This window comes from Sorangium sp. So ce1153 (genome assembly GCF_051521595.1).
GTDB lineage: Bacteria > Myxococcota_A > Polyangia > Polyangiales > Polyangiaceae > Sorangium.
The window spans coordinates 9,627,059-9,647,745 of the sequence record NZ_CP150361.1; the positions used below are offsets into that span (position 1 = coordinate 9,627,059).

The following is a 20,687-nucleotide window of genomic DNA, read 5'->3' on the forward strand; positions in this document are numbered from 1 at the left end:
GCCCTCGGCGCTCGGCGCCAGAGCAGCCCGACGCAGGCGCCCAGCGCGCGTCAGTACACGCGGAACTGCCCGCTCAGCGTCAGCAGCGAGAGGATGTGCAGCAGCCCCGCGTAGTAGCGCGGCATCCCGGTCGTCGGCTCCAGCGTCCACGCCGCCTCGATGTACGCGGCGCGATCCTCGGTCTCCGCGACCAGGCCCGTGACGCCGTTCATGAGGATGAGCGCCGCCTCCCGGTTGTACGGCACAGGCGGATCGGGCGGCGCGCCGTCGAGCGCGTACGCCCCGCCGTACTTGTCGATGCCCTGCTCCGAGAAGAACGCCAGCAGCCGGTCCGCCTCCTCCACCTGCCACGCATCGACGCCGAACCAGACGTGGTCGAGCGCCATGTTCAGCGGCGTGCGGTAGGCCTCCGACCCGAAGTAGTCAGAGCCGGGCACCGGCGTGGCGTCGAAGCGGGCGCGCACCGGCATGAGCCCGGTGCGCGGGTGCGCGACCTGCTGCCAGTACGCGCGCGCGCTCGCCGCAGCCTCGGACCAGAACGGGTCCCCCGTGGCCTGCGCCCAGAGCTCGTAATACGCGGGCATCTCGATGGAGGGGCGGGTGGTGTCCGCCGCCGTGACGTGCGGGACGTCGAAGACGAGCTTCGTCTCGTCGTCGAAGGTGTTCGTCACGCCGGAGACGACGCCCCCGTTCTCCTCCTCCTTGTGCCGCATCACCTCGAGCAGGGCGAGCGCGTCCGCCCCGTAATCGATGCTCCCGGTGTGGCTCCCCCAGCGCCCGTGAGCGAACAGCAGCGCCATCGCGGCCTGCTGCTGGCCGAAGGGGTCGATACAGAACACCTTGCCCGACGGGGCCGCCGGGCTGTCGCACACCGACTGGAGGTAGCCCCGGTTGGGCCCGGACTCGTGCTCGAGCACGTCCTTGGCGTACCGCCAGAGGCGATCGAACTCATCACGTTTGTCCATCTGGACCGTGATGATCATCGCGAAGCCCATGCCCTCGGTGCGCACGTCGCTGTGCAGGACGTCCCACACGTAGGACTGCTCGGTGCCGGCCGGGTAGTAGATCGCCTCGTTCCAGGGATCGCCGTAGAAGAGCTGATTGAAGCGCTCCTCGATCTTGGTCGCGATCTCCTCATCCGTCTTGCCGAGCACGTCGCGGAGCGCGTTGGGATACGTCTCCGGGCCGCTCAGCGGATTGAGATCGTCGCTGTTCGGCCGGTCGTCGCCGAGCCAGTCCACCGTCGTTCCGCACGCCGGCAGCGCGCAGAACACCCCAATCGCACACGCGATGCGAGAAATTCCGAGGAGCGAGCGGAGGAGAGCGGGGCAGCGCATGACCCGAAGATTAATTGTTTACATAGCGTCGAACCCGGGATGCAAGCACGCTGTTCGGGTGCCGGCGAAGAAATGCCTCGGCGCGCTGCGCTGCGGCGTCGGTCCGGCCGCTCTTCGCGAGCGCGTCGATCCGCAGGACCTCGGCCTCGAGCCTGAGCCGGCCGCGCGGGTGCTCGCGCGTGTACGCGTCCAGGAGCGAGAGCGCGCCCTGAGCGTTCCCGCTCGAGAGCGCCGCGCGCGCCGCGTCGAGGGTGTCGAGCTCCGCCTGGAGGGCAGCCTTCTCCGCGGACGACTTCGCTGCCGCGCTCACGCTCTGGCTGCGCGCCGGCGCCGGGGCGGCGACCTCCTCCGCGCCAGCCTCGACCGGCGCTGCGCCAGCCCCGACGGACGACGGCGGCGAGGACGGCATGGCCCTCGCGATCGGACCCGGAAAGGAGCCGGCGAAGCGGCCGAGCTCGGAGGTCGGCGGCTGGTGGTACCCGCGCCAGGCGAGGTAGCCGGCCGGGATGCCGGCGAGCGCGCCGACGGTCGAGAGCGCGACGAGGATCTTGGTCCAGCCGAGCTTCGCCACGAGCGACGAGGACGCAGCGGCCGTCCCCGCCGCGGAGAGCGCCGCGGGCGCCGCGGCGCTCGACAGCGCAGCCGCGCCGGCGAGGCCGAGGGCGGCCAGCGTCTTGGCGCGCGTCTCCTGGGACGGGGAATACGACGCGCCGGCGCTCAGCAGCGCGCGCTCGAGCGGGCTGTCGCTCTCTTCTAGCAGGCGACGTGGTTCGGTCATCGTCTCACCTCGCTCGTCGTGACGAGCTCGAGCGCGCGGACGCGCTCACGAAAATCTGCCCTGGCCCTCCGCAGCCGCGAGGCCACGGTGCCCTGTGGGATCCCGATCACGCCGGCGATCTCCACCATGCTCATCTCCTCGAACTCGTACAGCACGAACACCGTCCGCAGATCCGGCTCCATCTGATCGAGGACCTGGTCGAGCATCTGCCGGGCGCGCTTCTGGCTCGTGAGCTGCTCGGGTGTCGCAGCGTCCACGACCTCCGGCGGCTCGGCCGCCGGGACCTCTCGCCGGCGCGCCGCGCTGCGGCGCGCGTGGGCGGCCACGTGCAGCGCCGTCTGGAGCAGAAAACTCTTCTCAGCGCCCGGTCGGACGTCATCGAGCCGCTGGGCGGCGGCGATGAACGTGCGCTGCACCGCATCGTCGATCTCGGCGGCCGGGGTCCCCGCGTTGCGGAGCACCCGGCCGATGAAGTCCAGATGAGCGTCGACCATCCGCCGCAGGCGTGCATCTCGCTCGCTCACGCGCGCGGTCGATGGCGCCCTCTTGGCCGGGTCCGTGTCAGGCAAAGCAACCGCCGTCATCACCCCGACGCCCATGCTTCCGCTCACCGCGAGAGGAAGCATGATACCGGGAAACAGGAGACCTCAGAAGAAAAAAACCCTTGAAAACCGGAACGGAGCGGGTGCCGCGGGTCGAGAGAGCCAGCGCGCTTGCGACCCTGTTTCGGGGTGCCGTCCATGCGCTATGATTCCCGGTCATCGTCGAAGTGATCACAAAACCCCGGCCTAGAAGCTGTGCATGATTCCGACGCTGGCCCTCGGCGAGATCACAGGCGTCTCGCCGACCGTCTCCGCCGGAGATGCGATTGTGAAGCTTCGTCGCACGAGCGGCGCATCGGCGCCCGCCCCGATCTCGATGGCCGTGCTCCCGCCGAGCGACACGGCGGCGCGCACGGCGGCCCCGACGCTCCACCACGAGCGCACCGCGGACTCCGGGCTCGCGATCCCTTCTCCCGTCGCCGCGAGCCAGCCGCCGGTCGCCGTCACGCACGGAGCGGCGCTGAAGGTGCCGGCGATCTCCCAGCGCAGCGGGCAACCGGAGAGCGTGGCGGCTGTCCACTGGACAGATGCTCGGTCTGCGCCTTGGAGGAGGTCGTTCCGCGCGTGGATCAGCGCCAGGCCGAAGGAAGGGCTCAGCGCGCTGCCGGTGCGCTGGGTCATGCGCGCGACGAGCGCGCCGCCGAGGCTCACGTAGGGCGTGACGACCTGGGTCAAGAGGACCTCGGCGCCGAGCTCCAGGCGAAACGGCGCGACCGCGTCCGGGGCGATCGGCTTCGGCGGCGGCGGCTTCGGCGGCGGGGCGACCGGCGGCGGCGGGACCGGCGGCGGGGCCGCCGCGGTCTCCTCGACCACCTCGTCGACCGCGAGCGCCGCGGTGAGCGAGAGGGCCTGGACCACGACATCGCACGAGCTGCCATCGACGGTCCGGGTGTCCGTCTCGCCGCGCTCGTGGATCACGCGCAGCTCGCCGTGGACCTTGGGCCCGACGCGCGTCAGCCGGACGCGGACCTCCCAGCCGTCCTCTCCCTGTTCCGCCAGACGCACGCGGTCCGTGCGGGCGCGGATGCCCTCGTAGAGCACATCCGCCGTGGAACAGCCGGGCGGGGCGTCGAAGTCGACGCGAATGGGGATCGGAGCCGGCGCCGCGGCGGCTGAAGACCAACCGAGGACGACGAGCTCGATGAACGAGATGCCGCCACCGGAAGCCACGGGCCCGAAGGTGCCACGAACCGTCCGCGCGCCGCCATACGCACCTGCATCATCCCGTCCGGGCGGTGCAAATAGTCGCGCGGCGACGCGACGACGTCGTTGTGCGCGGGGGTGCGCTCTGTGAGCTACCTCGGCGTCCGCGCCCGCGGCGACGTCACGCCCGGGGCTCCTCCAGCCGGGCGAGCACCTCGCGCAGGGAGCCGAGCCTCTCGTCCGCGCCGGTGAAGTCCGAGGGCGCGGTGAGCGGCGACGGGACGACCCAGCATGTCAGGCCCGCCGCCTTGGCCGCGCGGAGCCCCCGCTCGGAGTCCTCGATGACGAGGACCTCCGGCGCGGCGAGCCCCAGCCGCTCGCGCGCGACCAGGTACGGCTCGGGATCCGGCTTGGCGCGGGCGTACTGCTCGCGCGTGAGCGCGAACTCGAACCACTGGAGGAGGCCCGTCGCCGCGTGCGCTCGATGAAACGGCTCGGGCTTGCTGCTCGTGACGATGGCCATGCGGAAGCGCGCGGCGAGCGCCGAGACGACCTCGCGCGCGCCCGGCAGCAGGGTGTCTCCGCGCGCGATGAGCTCGAGGTACCGGCGGTCTCGCTGGTCGGCCAGCGACCGCACCGCCGCTTCATCGACCCCGCGAGCGCTGGCGAGGTGCCAGGCGCCGCGCGCCTCGACGAGGAACAGCTGGCGGTAGTCCTCGACGGTCAGCTCGACGCCGACCGACGCCATCGTCTCGCGCGTCGCCTGGAAGTAGAGCCCCTCGGTGTCGACGAGGACTCCATCGTTGTCCCAGAGGATCGCCTTGAACACGCCGGGCGTTCCTAGCGCCGCCCCTCCATGCCGGCAAGCGCGCGGCGCGTGCGGCAGAGCGGACGCTACGCCCCGAGCTGTCGCCGCTCCTCGAGGAGGCGATCGCGGGCGAAGGCGAACGCGGGCATGACGAAGGCGCCCGTCAGGGCGACGACGAGCGTCGGGAGGAGAAAGAAGGCCAAGCCCGGGATCGCGCTCGCGAGCACCGCGTAGCCGAGCGCGCGGAGGGCGCCCGGGGGTGGATCGTCGGCGAGGTCGCGCGTCGACGTCTGGTGGAGCGTCCGCGCGTAGCCGAAGGCCAGGTACGCGGCGACGGCGTGCACGTGGCCCACGATGGCCACGCTGATGCGGATCCACCAGTCGAAGCCGACGAACAGCTCGCTCCACGCGAGGGACCAGCCGAGGAGGCGGTAGACGACGAGGTGCAGCAGGAGCGGCGCGAGCACCACGAAACCGGCGAGCGGGAGCGCGACGCTGCGGCGCTCCTCCGCGTCGACCATGCTGCGCACGCGCGCCTCGGGCGCGGCGGCCTCGAGCCTCGCGCGGTCTGCGTGCACATTGCCGCTCCGCTCGACCTCGAGGGAGAGCGCGCGCCGAAGCCTGACGTCCGCGAGGTGCAAGCCGGCGAGGTATGCGCACGCGGCGACCGCGCCTGGGGCGAGGAGCGCGGCCGTGACGGCGCCGGGGAGGAGGTCGCCGAGGCCGGGCAAGTACGGCGCGGCCGCGGTCACGAGGACGGGGATCGTGCCGCCGAGGGCGACCTGCCCGGCGAGGGACCGGGCGACGCGCCGACGGTACAGGCGAGGGAGGTGCTCCGGGAGGGCCTCGACCTGCCTGCGGTGGCGCGCGAGCAGCGACTCGATGTGTAAACGGGCGACGTCCTCGTCATTTCGGTACGTGGCTCTCATGAGAGGCTCCCTCTGGGTCGGTGAACGCCGGCGGACAGCGGCTGTTCCCGGTGCCCGTCGGTCGACCTGTTCAGCAAGCCAGGTGCCGCATCGAACCTCCTTGTTTTCGAGGCGTTCCGCGCGCCGCGGCCCCCGCCCGCGCCCAGCCGGTGGACGGCGGCTGTCCACGCCGTGGACACCCACCGGCGGGTCGCGCGCCGCGCACCGGCAGACGCCAGCAAGCGGCCGAGCGGCCGAGCGGCCAAGCGCGGAACGCGACGGCCTCCCGCGGCCTGGGTCCGTCGGTGGGCGACCGCGGGCGAGACGCGAGATGCTGTCCACCGCGAAGTACAAAGTTCGTGACTTCGCCGCGAAGGATGGTGCTAGCCTCGCGCAAGGTGGATTTTACCAACGCATTCCACCGAGGCGGTGCTCCCATGGGTGACAAATCTCCGAAGGCCAAAGATCGACAGAAGAAGCAGGACACGGCGGAGAAGAACCAGAAGAAGGCAGCCGCGGTAGCCAAGGCGTCGCCTGCTCCGGCGGCGCCCGCCAAGAAGGGCAAGTAACCTCCTCGAGGCGCCGCGCCCCGCGCCTCCCCTCCCCGGACAGATCCACGCTCCGCCCGCCGTCGCGGGCGTTCCAGGCAGACGACGAGCTCCGTCGCGCGAGCCGGCGATGAGAGCCGGAGTCGCAGACCACCATGTCGCGCAGCCCGGGCGAGTCGTGTTCACCGGACGCATCGTGCCTGTCGCCTCGCCGTCGCGACACGGCGGCGTCGCGACACGGCGGCGTCGCGACACGGCGGCGGGATCTCTGACAGCACGGCGCGCGACGGACCGAGGAGCGCGCGAGGGCGCGCGTTTCTGATGTACCCGCGTGCCGGCGAGCCCGAGGCGCACGCGCCCGCCTCGGCCGGGGTTCTCGCGCCGCGCCCTCTTCCTGGCGCGGCGGCGGCGCGCTAGAGAGGCAAAGCAGTGCGACCCACCCTGCTCCATGTCGTCGCGCCGCCCCTCGCCGCGCTCGTGCTCTTGCTCGCGCTCTGGGAGGTGCTCGCCCGCGCCCTCGGCATCCCCGCGTACCTGCTCCCGCCCCCCTCGGACGTCGCGCGCGCGGGCGCGGCGGACGCCGTCACCCTGCTCGCCGGCGCCGTCACCACGGCCAAGGCCGCGCTCGCCGGCTTCTGCCTCAGCGCGGCCGTCGGCGTGCTCGCCGCGATCGCGCTCGCCTCGTCGCGCCCCCTCGAGAGGGCGCTCTACCCCTATACCGTCTTCCTGCAGACCGTCCCGATCGTCGCCATCGCCCCGCTGCTCGTGCTCTGGTGCGGCCCCGGCCTGCGCGCGGTCGCGGTCTCGGCGTTCATCGTCTCCGTGTTCCCGGTCATCGCGAACACGCTCACCGGGCTGCGCTCCGTCGAGCCCGCGCTGCGCGACCTCTTCCGGCTCTACGGCGCCCGCCGCTTCGCCACGCTCCGCAAGCTCGAGCTCCCCTCGGCGCTCCCCCACATCGTGACAGGGCTCCGGATCGCGGCGGGCCTCGCCGTCATCGGCGCGATCGTCGGGGAGTTCGTCGCCGGCTTCTCGGAAGACGCCGCCGGCCTCGGCATCCTCGTCCTCTCCGCCTACCGCCAGCTGCGCACCGATCTGCTCTTCGCCGCCGTCCTGCTCGCCTCCGGGCTCGGCCTCGCGCTCTTCGGCGCCGTCGACCTCGCCGGCAAGCGGCTCTTGCGGCGCTGGCATCCTTCGGAGATCAATCGCTGATGCACTCCACCGACAGCCGCCGGCTGTTCCTCCAGGCTCTCGCCTCGCTCGTCGCCGTCCCCGTCCTCGCCCCGGCCTGCTCGCGCTCGTCGTCGCCCGAGGGCGACGGGCGCTCCTCGGCCGCCTCGCCTGCAGGGAGCGCGCCCGCCGCGCCTGCGCAGGGCGCGTCCGCCGCGCCCGCGCCGGGCACGCCCGCCGCGCCCGCGCAGGGCACGCCCGCCGCGCCGGCCGCGAAGGTGAAGCTCGCCCTCAACTGGGTCCCGGAGCCCGAGTTCGGCGGGTTCTACGAGGCGCGCGAGTCGGGCGCGTTCGCGAAGGAGGGGCTCGACGTCGAGATCCTCGGCGGCGGCGCCGGCGTGCCGGTCGTCCAGATGGTGGCCGGCGGGCAGGTCGATTTCGGCATCTCCGGCGCCGACGAGGTGCTCACGGCCCGCGCCCGCGGGGCGGACGTGCTCCCCCTCCTCGCCGTGTTCCAGACCTCGCCGCAGGCCATCATGACCCACGAGGGCCGCGGCGCGAAGGGCATCGCCGACGTCCTCAAGTCGGGCACGCTCGCCATCGAGCCGGGGCTGCCCTACGCCGCGTACCTCAAGAAGAAGTACGGGTTCGACAAGGTGAAGGTCGTGCCGTACGACGGCGGCGTCGCCCGCTTCGTCGCCGACAAGGACTTCTCGCAGCAGTGCTTCATCACGGCCGAGCCGATCGCGGCCAGGCGCAAGGGGAGCGATCCCGCCACGTTCCTCGTCGCCAGCGAGGGGTTCAACCCGTACGTGGTGGTCGTGATCACGCGCGCGGCGCTCTGGAAGGAGAACCCGGAGCGCGTCCGCGCGTTCGCCCGCGCCACGCGGGAGGGCTGGCGCGCTTACCTTCACGACCCGACCCGGGCCAACGCCGTCATGGCCAAGCTCAACACCTCGATGGACGCGGAGACCTTCGTCGCCGCGGCGGAGGCGCAGCGGCCGCTCATCGAGACCCCCGAGGCGAAGGAGAAGGGCCTCGGCGCGATGACCCGCGAGCGCTGGGAGACGCTCGCGAAGCAGCTCGTGGACCTCGGCGTGCTCCAGAAGACGCCGACGCTCGACGACCTGCTCGTCGCGGCGCTCTGATCGACGCGCCCCGCGGACCGCTCGGCGCGCGCGGGCGAGGGATCCCGGCGCGCGAATTCGTCTAGAATGCGGCTCGCGCCGTCGCGCGACCACGGCGCCGCCGCGCCACAACGCAAGGGAAAAGCGCCCTCCATGGCTTTCACGCATCGACCCCGGGCCCGCCGGCTCCCGCTCGCCTCGCTGCCCTTCGCGGCGGCGTACGTGCTCGTTGCCGTCGCCGGCGCCCTCGCCTCCGGCGCGTGCGGCGAGGAGTTCAAGGTCCGCCCGCCGGACGCGTCGACGAGCTCGAGCACCGGCGGCGGGAGCGGCGGGAGCGGCGGGAGCGGCGGCGGGTGCCCGGAAGGCGAGCTCGCGTGCGGCGAGGCGTGCGTCGATCCGAGGACGGACATCGAGCACTGCGGCGCGTGCGACGTCGCCTGCTCGGCCTTCGGCGGCGCGCCCCGCTGCCTCGACGGCGTCTGCGAGCCGCTGGCGTGCGAGGCGGACCGCGGCGACTGCGACGGGGATCCCGAGAACGGCTGCGAGGCGGATCTGCTCACGAGCACCGCGCACTGCGGCGGCTGCGACGCGCCGTGCAGCGGCCAGTGCGTGCAGGGCGGCTGCGTCGTGCCCACGCACATCGCGGCCGGCACGGATTACACGTGCGCGGTGCTCAGCGACGGCACGGTCTGGTGCTGGGGCAGGAACACCTGGGGCAACCTCGGCGACCGCACGCTCCAGCAAGATCGTCCGATCCCCCGGCAGGTCGTCGGCCTCGAAGGCCCCGCCGCCACGGTCGCGGCGAGCATCTCGTCGGCGCGCACGCACACCTGCGCGGTGCTGAAGGACGGCGGCGTGGCGTGCTGGGGCGCCGGCAACAGCGGGCAGCTCGGCGACGGCGAAGCGACGAACTTCCCCACGGCCGTGCGCGCGAAGGACCTCGCGGGCGCGACCCAGGTCGCCGTCGGCGGGACCCACACCTGCGCGGTGACGAGCTCGCACGACCTCTGGTGCTGGGGCGAGGGCAGCTTCGGCCAGCTCGGGTACGGCGACGAGAGCGACCTGTTCGTGCCCACCGTGGTCCTGGACGACGTGGAATCGGTGAGCGCCGGCCTCTCGCACACCTGCGCGAGCATGATCGAGCGGATGGGCGAGCGCTCGATGCTCTGCTGGGGCCACAACCGGTATGGCCAGCTCGGGCTTGGCAACTTCGAGCAGCAGCCCGTCCCGGTCGCCATTCCGGGGCTCACGACCGTCGCGCTCACGGCCGCGGGCGCCTTGCACACGTGCGCCGCGCCCGAGCGCGGCGTCGCCGCCTGCTGGGGCCTCGGAGAGCAGTACCGCCTCGGGACAGGCACCGTGAACACCGAGGCGGCGCCCCGGGAGATCCCGGAGCTCGTGGACGTGCTCCGGCTCTCGCTCGGCGCGAGGCACTCCGGCGCGGTGCTGGCGAGCGGCGAGGTGCTCCTGTGGGGCGACAACGCGAAGGGGCAGCTCGGGAACGGCACGCAGGATCCAGGGTTCACGCCGGACGCGCTCGGGCTGACCGACGTCGTCGAGCTGGCCCTCGGCAGCGACCACAGCTGCGCGCTGAAACGCACCGGCGAGATGCTCTGCTGGGGCGACAACAGGAACGGCGAGCTGGGCGACGGGACGCTCGAGCCGCGGCTCGTGCCGACGCCCGTCGCCTGGCCGGCGCGGCCCTAGGCGCGTCATGCTCGACGACGACGCGCTCGTGTACGCGCCCGGCAGCGCCGCCGCGCCGGAGATCGTCGCCGGCGGCCGCGGCGTCGCGGACGGCGGGCGGCTTCCGTCCGGTGCCGCGACATGAGCGCCGCGGCGGGGGTGAGCGCCGAGTGCTTCACGGCGCACCGGCGCTCGCTGTTCGGGCTCGCCTACCGGATGCTCGGCAGCGCCGCCGAGGCCGAGGACGTGGTCCAGGAGGCCTACCTGCGCGCGCGGTCCGTCGAGGAGGCGCCCGAGTCGCCGGGGGCGTACCTCGCGACGATCGTGACGCGCCTCTGCCTCGACGTGCTGAAGTCGGCGCGCGCGCGGCGCGAGGCGTACGTCGGGCCGTGGCTGCCCGAGCCCGTGGCGACGGGCGATCTGCTCGACGGCGAGGTGGCCGCGGCGGGCTGCCAGGACGAGCGCGGCACCGCCGAGAGCCCGGCCGCGCGCATGGACAGGGTCGAGTCGATCTCGATGGCGTTCCTCGTGGTGCTCGAGAGCCTGTCGCCCCTCGAGCGGGCCGCGCTGATCCTGCGCGACGTGTTCGACTGGGAGTTCAGCGCCGTCGCCGCGGCGCTCGGCCGCTCGCCCGCCGCCTGCCGGCAGCTCGTGCACCGGGCGCGCGAGCACGTGGCCGCGCGCCAGCCCCGGTTCCGCGCGACCGAGGCCGAGCGACGGCGTCTGTTCGGGGCGTTCCTCGACGCGGCGGCGCGCGGCGACGCCGGCGCGCTCGCCGCGATGCTGGCCGAGGGCGCGAGCGCGACCCCCGACTCGGGCGGCAAGGCCAGCTCGGCGCGCCGGGTGCTCAGCGGTCGCGATCGCATCACGCGTTACTTCATCGGTCTTTTGCGGAAGAGCGTCGGCCCGGTCACCCGGATCGCGTCGGTCAACGGCGGGCCCGCCCTCCTCGTCTACGAGGGGACGCGGGTCGTGACCGCGCTGGGCCTGGACGTCTCGCCAGCCGGAATCGACGCGATCTGGATCATGCGCAATCCCGACAAGCTCGCCAGGCTCGGGGCGGCGCTCCCGCTGCTCCCGCCCGACGCGAGCGCGTGATCTCGCGCGCCGGCGCGCCGCGCCGAGCGCGCGAGCGCACGATGACTGCGCGCTGCCCGGCGCGACACGACGGTGCGCCGCGCCGAGCGCGCGAGCGAGCGACTACGCACTGCTCGGCGCGCGCTTCAATGAGAATCGATAACATGGCGACACGCACCTGGGACATGCGACTGTCAACAGGCGAGCAATAGTTACGCCAACAGGCGGCCAACAGCGCGCGATCATGTACGTCGACAAGCGCACCAGCGCGCGAGCCGACAGGGACGCAACCGCGCAACCACGCAGAATCGCACGTGAAATCAGGAGCGACACTCAGGAGCAAAGTCAGGAGCGACGACGGCGCGCGCGTCCGCCTCGCCGTGTTTTATGAGCCAGGGAAATTTGGCTCGACAGTCGATTGGCGCATCTGCATATACTGCTGTCATCATCAACGCCTCTTCGGGTTGATGAGGCCATACAGATCCACCTTGGCCTCTCGATACCGGTCATTCCGACAACCCCGGTCCGTGGATCACGGATACAGGAGGGATCTATGTCGTATTCTGTGCTGTCAAAACTATCGCGCTCCAGCGGAAAGCGGCTTGTCCATGGCGCCCTGATGCTTCTTTCCGCCGTCTCGATGCTGATCGCGGCTCCGGCTCGGGCAGATAGGGGCTGGCACGGCGAGATCAAGACCTTCGCCAGGACCCCCGCAGATCCCGGGTTCCCCGAGGGGATCGCTGTCCATGGCAATCGGGTCTACGTGTCTGGCCCGGCGACGTTCGGCACTGCGGGCCGGGGCCCGTCGAAGATCTTCGTGTACGACAGGGACAGCAAGGTCCTGAAGAGCACGATCACGGTGGCGGGCGAGGCGCTGGGCGCCGAGCACGCGCTGAGCTGCATCGCGATCGACGGCGAGGGCCGGGTCTACGCGCTCAGCACGCAGCTCGGACTGCTGCGCTTCACGAAGACTGGACATGGATATGTCCAGGAGGGCTACGGTTCTCCGCTGCCGGACCTGCCGACGTGCGCGGCGGCCGCGCCCGGAGAGGCGTGCTCGCCGACGCCCGTCGACTTGCCGCCGATCCCGAACGACATCGTCTTCGACGACGGCGGCCACGCCTACGTGACCGACTCGCTCCAGGCGACGATCTTCCGCTATCCGCCCGGGGGCGGCGCGCCGGAGATCTGGTTTCAGAGCGCGGCGTTCGCGGGGGGTGGCCCCCAGCCGTTCGGCGTGAACGGGATCCGGCTCGATCCGTCGCGCGAGTATGTCTACGTCTCGGTGACCTTCTCCCTCTCGGATCCGACCCTGGGCTCGATCTACCGCATCCCCCTCGTCCACGAGCCCGAGGAGGCCGACCTCGAGCTGGTCCACGACTACACCGCCGGTGAGGCGCCCGATGGATTCGCGTTCGGCAGGTCGGGGAAGCTCTATGTCACGCTCGCCGGGGCCAACGCGATCTCGGTGCTCGACGAGGACGGGGACGAGGAGTCGCGCATCGAGAGCTCCCGCTGCGACGACATACCCCTCGACTCGCCGGCCAACGTCGCGTTCGACGACTCGGCGAAGACGCTGCTCATCGTGAACCACGCGCTCCTCAGCGGGAACCCGGAGCACTTCGCGGTGCTGAGGGTCTGGGTCGGCGACAAGGCTGATCCGCTGGAGAAGCCGTGGCTCCCCTGAGCCGAGACGAGCAGCCGAGAGCAGCCTAGGCGCGCGCGGGCGTGCGCGCGCACTCCGGGCGGGCGATGGCCCGCCACCTCACGCGAGCCCTCCGCGCCGGCGCACGATCCAGTGCGCGCCGAGCGCCACGGCCGCCGCGAGCGTCCACGCCCACGGGGGCAGGAGCGGCGCGACGTGGCGCTCGGCCGCCACCTGCGTCGCCGCCGGGAGCGGCAGCGAGCCGGCGCCCGGCGGCAGCACCGACGCGCCGCCCGTCGCGCGGGCGATCTCCTCGAGGCGGGCGACGTCGGGGCGCGGATCGGCCCACTCGTCGCCGCCGCGCTCGCACGCGAAATCGCGCCGCGTCGTCGCCCGCTTCTGATCGCCGCCGCCGCGGTCGTCGGCGCCGACGGCCGCGACGGCGCCGTCCGCCGGGAGGATCTCCACCGTGGCCGCGTAGCCGCCGGGCTCGAAGCGGCCGGCCGCGAGCTCGACCGGCTCGCCGCCGTCGCCGACCCGGGCCCTCAGCGTGCGCACGACCGCGCCGCTGCCGAGGCGCGCGATCGTCACCCTGGCCTCGCCCCCCTGCCCCGCGAGCGGGCGCAGCACGAGCGTCGTCTCCTCGCCCGCGAGGCAGCCGCCGCGCGGCTCGATCGCGGCGGGCTCGAAGCGGGGGTCGCGCATGAGCCAGCCGAGCAGGGCGTCCCAGAACGCGCCGTGCGCGCGGCCCGCGGAGCTCGAGGCGAACGCGCTGAAGAGCAGGCGGTGGCTGCCGTCGAGCGTCAGCGCGATCGTCCGGCCGCTCTCGTGCTCGCCCAGCGAGAGCACCGGCATCGGCGCGCCCGAGGCCGTCGTGCGCGTCGGGTGCGTCATCAGCACCGTCGCCCCGGGGAGCGGATCGCCGACCACGTTGGTGCCCGGCATCTCCGGCATCTCGTCGCCGATCAGCGCGAGCAGCGGCGCGAGCACCGGCGCCGCGCGGCCCGCGGCGGTGATGCGCGGCACGAAGGCGCCGAGGTCCACCGCGGGCGCGCGGCCGATGTCGAGGTCCACCGGCAGCACGCGGGCGAGCCGCGTGCGCGCGTAGTTGCCCTGCACGAAGGCGTTCGGGCCGCCGACCATGATGAGCCCGCCGCCCTTGTCGACGTACTGGGCCAGCGCCGGGAGGTGCTTGGTCAGGCCGTACGGCGCGGCGTCGAAGTCCTGCAGGACGACCGCATCGAAGCTCGACAGGTGCACGCTGAACAGCTCGTCCACCGGGAAAGGGATCAGCGCGAGCTCGTCGGAGGCCGCGTTCACCTCGTCGCCCGGCGTGCGCAGGATGAAGAACGCCACGACGTCGACCGAGGCGTCGGCCTTGAGCCACATCCGGAGCGCGCGCACGTCGTAGGTCGGCCGGCCCGCCACGTGGAGCACCCGGATGCGGTCGCGCGCGACGTCGAGCGTGATGTACCGGACGTCGTTCTCGGGGAGCTCGTCGCCCTGGGGCGACTGGATCGCCACCTCCAGGATGCGCGTGCCGGCGCGATCGAGCGTCACGCCGAGCTCGACCGTGCCGACGCCGCCCTCGTCGACGTGCGCCGTGCCCGTCGCGAGCGTCGTCGGCGCGCCCTGCTCGCGCAGCTCGCGGGCGACGACCGGGACCGCGTCGCACGCGAGGCCGCCGCTGCAGCCGATGTCGATGCGGAGCGAGAGCGGCTGGTGGGCGACCGCGGCGCCGGAGGTCCGGACCGCGCGCACCCCGGCGTCGCGCACGGCCTCGGTCGCGACGGCGACCGTGTGCACCGGGACGTCGAGCCCCTCGAGCGCGGCCCGCGTCGCCGCGGCGGTGTCGTCCGGGCCGGGGCGGTCGAGGCGTCCATCCGAGACGACGACGAACGCCGACGGGCGCTCGTCGGCGGCGCGGGCGAGCGCCTCGAGCGCGGCGCTGAGGTCCGAGCGGCGATGCGGCCGGGCGGACACGAAGGGCGCGGCCGCGCCGGCGGACGCCTGCGCCCCTGCGTCTCCCTCCGCGGGCGCCGCGGCGGCGCTCCCGCCCGGCGCGGGCGTCGCGCCGGCGCCCTCGCCCGCCGCCGCGGCTGCGCCGGCCGGCTCCGCCGGCGCCGGCGCGCCCTCGCCGAACACGTAGCGCGAGAGCCGGACGTCGGCGCGCTTGCCGAGCTCGGCGAGCGCCCGGTCGGCGGCGTCGCGGCGGGTCCCGGCGAGGCCCGGCAGGTCCATCGACCGGGAGCCGTCGACAAGCACCACGACCTTCGGTCCCACGAGGCTCCCGCGCGACGTGACCGCGACCGGGCGGAGGATGGCGGCGAGCAGGCCGAGCACGGCGAGGGCGCCGGTGAGGATCGTTCCGAGCGCCGCGCGCACGGGCGCGCCGCCCGAGCGCCCGCGCGCCCGGAAGAGCTCGAGCACGAGCAACACGAGGCTCAGCGCGGCGACGACGCAGGCGACGGCGACGACCGGCGAGGAGAGGTCGCCCGAGGGCGCGAGGCTCCGGGTCACGGCCGCTCCAGGAGCGCAGGAGCGGGAGAGAACGACGGTGAAGAGGAAGGCCCGCTGGCCGCGCCGGCGCGGGAGCGCGGCGGGGCGAGCAGCGGGTCGAGGACGCGCGGCACGGGCGGAGCCTAGTACATCGGGGCGGGGTGTCCCAGCCTGGCGCTCAGCACATCAGCGCCGGGTATCACCGCTCAGCGCCTCGTCTGCGACCTGCGGGGCAACCTTGAACAGGCCGGTCGGCAACCTTGAAATGCCGAGCACGCTGCGCATACGCTCTGGTAGCTGGCCAATGGTGCGCGAAGAGCTGGGGGAGACGGAGACAGGGCGACTCAGGGCAGAGAACGCGGCGCTGCGGGCTCGCATCGAGGTGCTGGAGGAGGCGCTGGCGGAGCGGGCCGATGGCCGCACGGCGGAGCCGGACGGCGCGGCGCTGCGGGGCGCGCTCGATGGCGCGGCGCTGCTGGACGCGCTCGACGGCGCGGCGTCGCGAGGCGGCCTCGACGGCTCGGCGCTGTGGGCCGCGGACAGCGCGGCGTCGCGAGGCGCTCTCGACGGCGCGGCGCTCCGCTCGGGCGCTCACGCTGCCCCCGAGTGGCTGCTGCCCACGGCGGTGCCGGCGCTGATCCACTGGCGCCCGGAAGGCACGGTGACGCGCTGGAACGATGGCGCCGAGCGCATCTTCGGATGGCGGGCGGATGAGGCCGTCGGCCGCAGGCTCGCCGACCTCGTGGCAGCAGAGCCCGTGTCGCCGGAGGCGGTGCGGGCGTTCGGCTTTCCCCGCATGGAGAGCCGGTTCGCCACCGCGACGAGCGGGGCCACCACGAAGGAGGGGCGCGCGCTCCTCTGCCGGTGGACCTATGCCGTGCTGCGCGACGACCGAGACGACGTGCACGAGATCGCGTCGATCGTCGATGACACCGTCGACCCGCGGCGGAGAGAGCGGACGGTGCACGGACGTTATCAGCTGCTCCTGCAGCTGGTGGACAACGCGCGCAGCAGCATCTTCATCAAGGACATCGCGGGACGCTACGTCTTCGCCAACCGCGCTCATGCGCAGGCAATGCAGCGGCACATCATCGAGCTCATCGGCAGCAATGAGGCCGAGCTGAACCCCATGATCCCCGAGGTCACCGAGTTGCTCATGGCCAAGGAGCGAGAGGTGATCGTCGGCGGACAGGTCATGCAATTCGAAGAGGCCCTGCCGGCCGGCGACTCTCAACGTCATTTCTTCACGGTCAAATTCCCGATCCACGGCGACCACGGCGAGCCCATCGGCATGGGAGGAATCGTGACCGAGATCACATCCTTGAAGCACGCAGAGGCCGATCGGTCCGCGCTCCAGGAGAAGATCATCGCCTCGCAGCAGGCCGCGCTCCGGGAGCTGTCCACGCCGCTCATCCCGCTCGCTGACAAGGTCGTGGCCATGCCGCTGGTCGGGGCGATCGACAGCGCGCGCGCGGAGCTGATCATGGAGACGCTGCTGGCCGGTATCAGCAGCCAGAGCGCCCACACCGCGATCCTGGACATCACCGGCGTGCGCGCCGTCGACACGCTCGTCGCCGATGCGCTGACGCGGACCGCGCGCGCCGCCCAGCTGCTCGGTACGCGCGTGGTGCTCACGGGCGTCCGCCCGGAGGTGGCGCAGACGCTGGTCACGCTCGGCGTGGACCTCTCCGGCATCACGACGCTGAGCACCTTGCAGAGCGGCATCGCCCACGCGCTCCGCCATGCGCCCGGCGGCAGCTCGCGTGTCAGAGACCCCGCCAGGGGTTCCTGACGCGCGAGGTGAGCGCCGCTCCACCCGGGTTCTCGCCGCAGACAGGCCCGGAGCGAGCCCGAACAGCGCGTCGTCTCATGTCAGAGAAGCAAGGTAGTCGCTCGGCCAAGGCGAGGCTCTGCCGCGCTCACCTTCTTGTCGATTTCGCAGGCCCGCCGGTCCGACCTGCCGCGCGCCTCGCGGCGCGCGGCGGCAGCAGGGCCGCCCTCCGTCAATTCACGACTGGCACGAACTCGGTGCACGCCTCCTCGATCGCCGTGAGGGCGTTCGTGAGCCCGTCCTCGAGGTGCCCCTCGCACAGGTCCCAGAAGAAGCCACGGTTGTCAGATGTGAACGTATCCACGAGCTGCTGCATGTCCTCGGCTTCATCCGCGCTCCCATAAGCACCCTCGCAATCGGTCCTCCCGGCGATGCCGAGGAACACGACGTTCTTCGCCTCGCCCTTCGTGGCGACGAGCCGGTCGTGGATCGCTTGCATCTGCTGGCGCGGGACGGGCTGCTCGTCCTCGTCGGTGATCGCCACCACAACGAGCAGCGCGTCGTCGCGGAGGAACCCCGCGTTTTCACCGGTCGAGAACGGCGGCTCCAGCGCGGCGGCGATGGACGACGCGGGCTGCTCGTCGTCGCTGTCACCGCTGCACTGGACATCGCCTGAGTAGATATCCGCGGCGCACTGGAACTCGCCCGTGAGGTCGGCGCTCGAGCTCTCCATCCACGGCTTTCCGCTCTGGAACGAGCACTCGCCCGCGGCGCCGCGCGTGTGGAAATTCGCGGGGCTGGGGCAGGCGTCCAGCACGGCCGCGCGGAAATCTTTGATGCCGCTGATATCGAGCAGCGCCTGCGCGAACGCCGGAAATACGACCTCGCGCATCGACTCCTTTTCCTCTTCCATGCTCGAGGAGTTGTCGAGCGCGAACACGACATCGACGTGCTCGCAACCCGACCTGTTCGCGCCGCCCCCCGTGCCACCGTTCGCTCCGTTGGAGCCGTTGCCGAAGGGGTCACCCCCGCCGCCGAAGGGGTCACCCCCGACGCCGAAGGGGTCACCTCCCTGCCCCTGGCCGGCCCCCGCGCCGCTCGCGCCCGGGCCGCCCGGCGAACCGCTGCTCCCGTTTGTGCCCGAGTCCCCGCCGCACCCCATGAGACCCACCATCCCTGCGCAGAGCGCCGCGCAGCATGCCCTGAGATCCATCCCGCACTCCTTCTTCTTCGGGGCGCCGTGCCCTACCCATTCGTAGCAAGTCCCGTGCGACACCGATCGCCGGGATGTCCATCATATCACGCGCGCAGCGCTGGCTCCAGCGGTTCAACCCAGGGCGGAGCTGACGCGCGTCACCGTCCCCACTGGGCCTCTGCGCACACGAAAAGCGGGCCCTGGTCACCCCTGTGCTGATGAGCTCGAGGGTCCATGAGCGCGACGGTGGCGCGATATCGCCAGGCAGCGATCAACGAGGCCAGCCCCATCACGGAACATTCCTCGCCCGCACGCGCCCTGGCGTCCGCCTCCCGGTCACGTGACTGCCCCTCGCCGGCGCAGCGCCCCCGGAGCGATTCAAAAGACCGTGTCCTCCCCGGACAAGCACGGTGCGAGATAACGCAGCTGAGCGCCGCTCAGCCCTCTTCGGTGAGGTACCGGAGGAGGGCGGACTCGTCGGCCGTGACCAGCCGCTCGATGCCGTCCTGCCTCGCATAGCGCTGGATCTGCATCGCGCCGACGACGCTCTGCACGAGCACGCCGACCCTGCGAAAGCCACGCAGCCAGCGCGGCCGGATGCGGTCCATGGCGGCCTCGAACGAGGGGTCGTTGCGGCCTGGAGCCGCGCGCACGTCGACGAGCAGGGCATACCGCGAGCGGCCGAGACCATCGAGGCAGTGGCAGAGCGCTGCCTTAACGGCCTCGAGCTCCTCGAGCGAGGCGAACGGCCTGCCGCTGCGCACGTTCCAGACGATGCCCAGCGTCGCGTCGAGCAGCACCGTGTAGTGGTCGTTCTGCCAGATCAGCTTCGGCGCGGGGACGAGGCGCTCCGACATCGCTGGCTCAGGGCGGCCCGGGGAGCGCGGGCGCGGAGCGGGGGTGCGCGTCGTCGATGGCGCGGCGGCGCATCAGGAAGGGCGCGTGGACCTGGTCGTCCTTGTAGTTCGAGCAGAGCACGTACATGGCGATGTTCACGGCGAGGCGGAACGCGCGCTCGCGCTGCGCCTCGCCGCCGGGCGTGACCTCGACGCTCGGGCCGCCGCCGTCGGAGCGGGCCAGGGCGCCGGAGAGGTCGTGGTCGGAGAAGATCACCTGCGGCATGCCGCCGCGCACGATCGCCGAGAGCTTCTGCGGGCCCTCGACGCGGCCGACCGCGCGAGGGAGCAGGTAGAACGAGCGGAAGACGACGTTCTCCGTGCCGATCGGGATGGGCGAGCCCTCCGGCAGGACGCGCGCGAGCTCGCGCCGCGCGGCGCGGCCGAACGCGCCGCTCCCCGGGGCGAAGTCGTCGACGAGGAGGACGCCGCCGAGCGCGAGGAACCGGCGCAAGCCGAAGACCTCGCGCTCGGTGAGCGCCGGGATGTCGCCCTCGCCACCCCAGAGCGCGAACGGCTCGGCGAGGAGCGCCGGGTCATCGGCGCGCACCGTGGTCGGGTTGCGGCGCGCGGGCGCGCTCGTCCGGCGCTCCAGCTCGAACGACCAGCGCGCCGGCGCGCTGGCGCGGACGCCCTCCCAGCGCGCGTTGCCCGTGAGCAGCGGCCGCGGGTTCCACGCCCCCTCCTCGCCGAAGGCGCGCACGGGGCGCGGGATCGCCGAGAGGAGCAGCGTCGCGACGAGCACCAGCGCCGCGGCGCCGAGGCGGCGCGGCCGGAGGGAGCCAGCCGGCCCGATCCATCGCCTCAATCGAAGTCCTCGACCCGCCATACGCCCGCCTCGCGCCGGAGCTTCACCTCGTGCCCGCCAGGGATCTGAACCGTCGCGGAGTCGCCGGCAATCTTGACCTCGAGGCCCTCGGGCTGGGCGAGCCCCTCGACCAGCGAGCGGAGGTCGCTCTCGATGGCGCTGCGCGTCGCCGGCGTCAGGACCCGCAGCAGGCCGGCGTAGCTGCGGCGCGCGAGGACGCGGCGGAGCTGCTCGAGCGCCTGCTCGGGGGTGCGGCCGCCCGCGGGCAGCGCGTCGGCAGCCGAGATCCGGAAGGCGCGCTCGCGGTCGTCGAGCTCCAGCGTGGCGATCTCGCCGTCCGGGTAGCGGACGCGGGCGCGGGTCTTGACCACGACCCCGGGCGCCGTGACGCTCCTGGCCTGCTCGGCGAGCTCGGCGCGCGCCTCGGCCACCCGCCGCCGCACCTCCTCGCGCGACATCGCCGTGCGGCTCCGGTCGCTCAGCATGCCGTAGATGGCGTCGGCGTCGCCGCGCGCGGCCGCGTCGGCGTAGGCCTGCACCGCCTCCTTCGGGTCCGGGAGCGAGGAGGACGCGCAGGCGAGGCCGGAGAGCGGCAGGAGGAGCGCGAGCAGCGAGGTGGGGGCGCGCGGCACGGCCGGAGCCTAGTACATCGGCGGCGGCGCGTCCCGGCGCCGTGCAGGAGCGCAGCG

The 20,687-nt window shown here is 73.0% G+C and carries 18 protein-coding genes; 7 read left to right on the forward strand and 11 right to left on the reverse strand.

Annotation, left to right across the window (positions count from 1 at the left end; all coding sequences use genetic code 11):
• Positions 1-50 precede the first annotated feature (50 nt).
• From WME85_RS34505 to WME85_RS34530, 6 genes are all read right to left on the reverse strand, one after another.
• A complete protein-coding gene (locus WME85_RS34505) occupies positions 51-1,274 on the reverse strand; it encodes a glycosyl hydrolase family 8 (RefSeq protein ID WP_437827364.1) in 1,224 nt (407 codons plus the stop codon).
• A gap of 73 nt (positions 1,275-1,347) precedes the next feature.
• Positions 1,348-2,115, reverse strand: a complete 768-nt coding sequence (locus WME85_RS34510; RefSeq protein ID WP_437827365.1) for a hypothetical protein — start codon at positions 2,113-2,115, stop codon at positions 1,348-1,350.
• Positions 2,112-2,609 carry an RNA polymerase sigma factor gene (locus WME85_RS34515; protein WP_437500107.1) on the reverse strand — a complete coding sequence of 166 codons (498 nt, stop codon included), beginning with the start codon at positions 2,607-2,609 and terminating at the stop codon, positions 2,112-2,114. The genes WME85_RS34510 and WME85_RS34515 overlap by 4 nt, the downstream gene beginning before the upstream one ends.
• Before the next feature lie 294 nt (positions 2,610-2,903).
• Positions 2,904-3,887: a hypothetical protein gene (locus WME85_RS34520; protein WP_437827366.1), complete on the reverse strand. Its 984-nt coding sequence runs from the start codon at positions 3,885-3,887 to the stop codon at positions 2,904-2,906.
• Between the two features lie 154 nt (positions 3,888-4,041).
• Positions 4,042-4,689, reverse strand: a complete 648-nt coding sequence (locus WME85_RS34525; RefSeq protein ID WP_437827367.1) for an HAD family hydrolase — start codon at positions 4,687-4,689, stop codon at positions 4,042-4,044.
• 65 nt (positions 4,690-4,754) lie between these two features.
• Positions 4,755-5,420 carry a hypothetical protein gene (locus WME85_RS34530; RefSeq protein ID WP_437827368.1) on the reverse strand — a complete coding sequence of 222 codons (666 nt, stop codon included), beginning with the start codon at positions 5,418-5,420 and terminating at the stop codon, positions 4,755-4,757.
• Between the two features lie 593 nt (positions 5,421-6,013).
• On the opposite strand from WME85_RS34530, the gene WME85_RS34535 reads away from it, so the two are divergent.
• From WME85_RS34535 to WME85_RS34560, 6 genes are all read left to right on the forward strand, one after another.
• The gene (locus WME85_RS34535) at positions 6,014-6,145 is read left to right on the forward strand and encodes a hypothetical protein (protein WP_437303328.1); all 132 of its coding nucleotides are present in this window, start codon (positions 6,014-6,016) and stop codon (positions 6,143-6,145) included.
• A gap of 408 nt (positions 6,146-6,553) precedes the next feature.
• Positions 6,554-7,336, forward strand: a complete 783-nt coding sequence (locus tag WME85_RS34540) for an ABC transporter permease (RefSeq protein ID WP_437303329.1) — start codon at positions 6,554-6,556, stop codon at positions 7,334-7,336.
• A complete protein-coding gene (locus WME85_RS34545) occupies positions 7,336-8,442 on the forward strand; it encodes an ABC transporter substrate-binding protein (RefSeq protein WP_437827369.1) in 1,107 nt (368 codons plus the stop codon). The genes WME85_RS34540 and WME85_RS34545 overlap by 1 nt, the downstream gene beginning before the upstream one ends.
• 132 nt (positions 8,443-8,574) lie before the next feature.
• Complete coding sequence (locus tag WME85_RS34550) at positions 8,575-10,128, forward strand: hypothetical protein (protein ID WP_437827370.1); 1,554 nt, start codon at positions 8,575-8,577, stop codon at positions 10,126-10,128.
• Positions 10,129-10,248: 120 nt separating this feature from the next.
• Positions 10,249-11,205, forward strand: coding sequence for an RNA polymerase sigma factor SigJ (gene sigJ, locus WME85_RS34555; protein WP_437827371.1), 957 nt, complete (start codon positions 10,249-10,251; stop codon positions 11,203-11,205).
• A gap of 598 nt (positions 11,206-11,803) precedes the next feature.
• Positions 11,804-12,871, forward strand: a complete 1,068-nt coding sequence (locus tag WME85_RS34560) for an SMP-30/gluconolactonase/LRE family protein (protein WP_437827372.1) — start codon at positions 11,804-11,806, stop codon at positions 12,869-12,871.
• A 78-nt stretch (positions 12,872-12,949) separates the two neighbouring features.
• Here WME85_RS34560 and WME85_RS34565 read toward each other — a convergent pair whose 3' ends face one another.
• Positions 12,950-15,349, reverse strand: coding sequence for a glutamine amidotransferase (locus WME85_RS34565; RefSeq protein ID WP_437827373.1), 2,400 nt, complete (start codon positions 15,347-15,349; stop codon positions 12,950-12,952).
• Between the two features lie 37 nt (positions 15,350-15,386).
• Between WME85_RS34565 and WME85_RS34570 the strand changes: the two genes are divergently transcribed.
• Entirely contained in the window at positions 15,387-17,120 is a 1,734-nt protein-coding gene (locus WME85_RS34570) for a PAS domain-containing protein (RefSeq protein ID WP_437827374.1), read from the forward strand.
• Between the two features lie 211 nt (positions 17,121-17,331).
• Here the strand turns inward: WME85_RS34570 and WME85_RS34575 are convergent, their stop codons facing one another.
• The 4 genes from WME85_RS34575 to WME85_RS34590 all read right to left on the reverse strand — a co-directional run bounded on the left by WME85_RS34575 (position 17,332) and on the right by WME85_RS34590 (position 20,630).
• Positions 17,332-18,312, reverse strand: coding sequence for a hypothetical protein (locus WME85_RS34575; RefSeq protein ID WP_437827375.1), 981 nt, complete (start codon positions 18,310-18,312; stop codon positions 17,332-17,334).
• A 419-nt stretch (positions 18,313-18,731) separates the two neighbouring features.
• Positions 18,732-19,151, reverse strand: a complete 420-nt coding sequence (locus WME85_RS34580; protein WP_437827376.1) for a hypothetical protein — start codon at positions 19,149-19,151, stop codon at positions 18,732-18,734.
• Between the two features lie 7 nt (positions 19,152-19,158).
• Positions 19,159-19,998 (reverse strand): DUF4159 domain-containing protein, encoded by an 840-nt coding sequence (locus WME85_RS34585; protein ID WP_437827377.1) that lies wholly within the window; start codon positions 19,996-19,998, stop codon positions 19,159-19,161.
• Positions 19,995-20,630 (reverse strand): hypothetical protein, encoded by a 636-nt coding sequence (locus tag WME85_RS34590; protein ID WP_437619100.1) that lies wholly within the window; start codon positions 20,628-20,630, stop codon positions 19,995-19,997. The genes WME85_RS34585 and WME85_RS34590 overlap by 4 nt, the downstream gene beginning before the upstream one ends.
• Between the last annotated feature and the right edge of the window lie 57 nt (positions 20,631-20,687).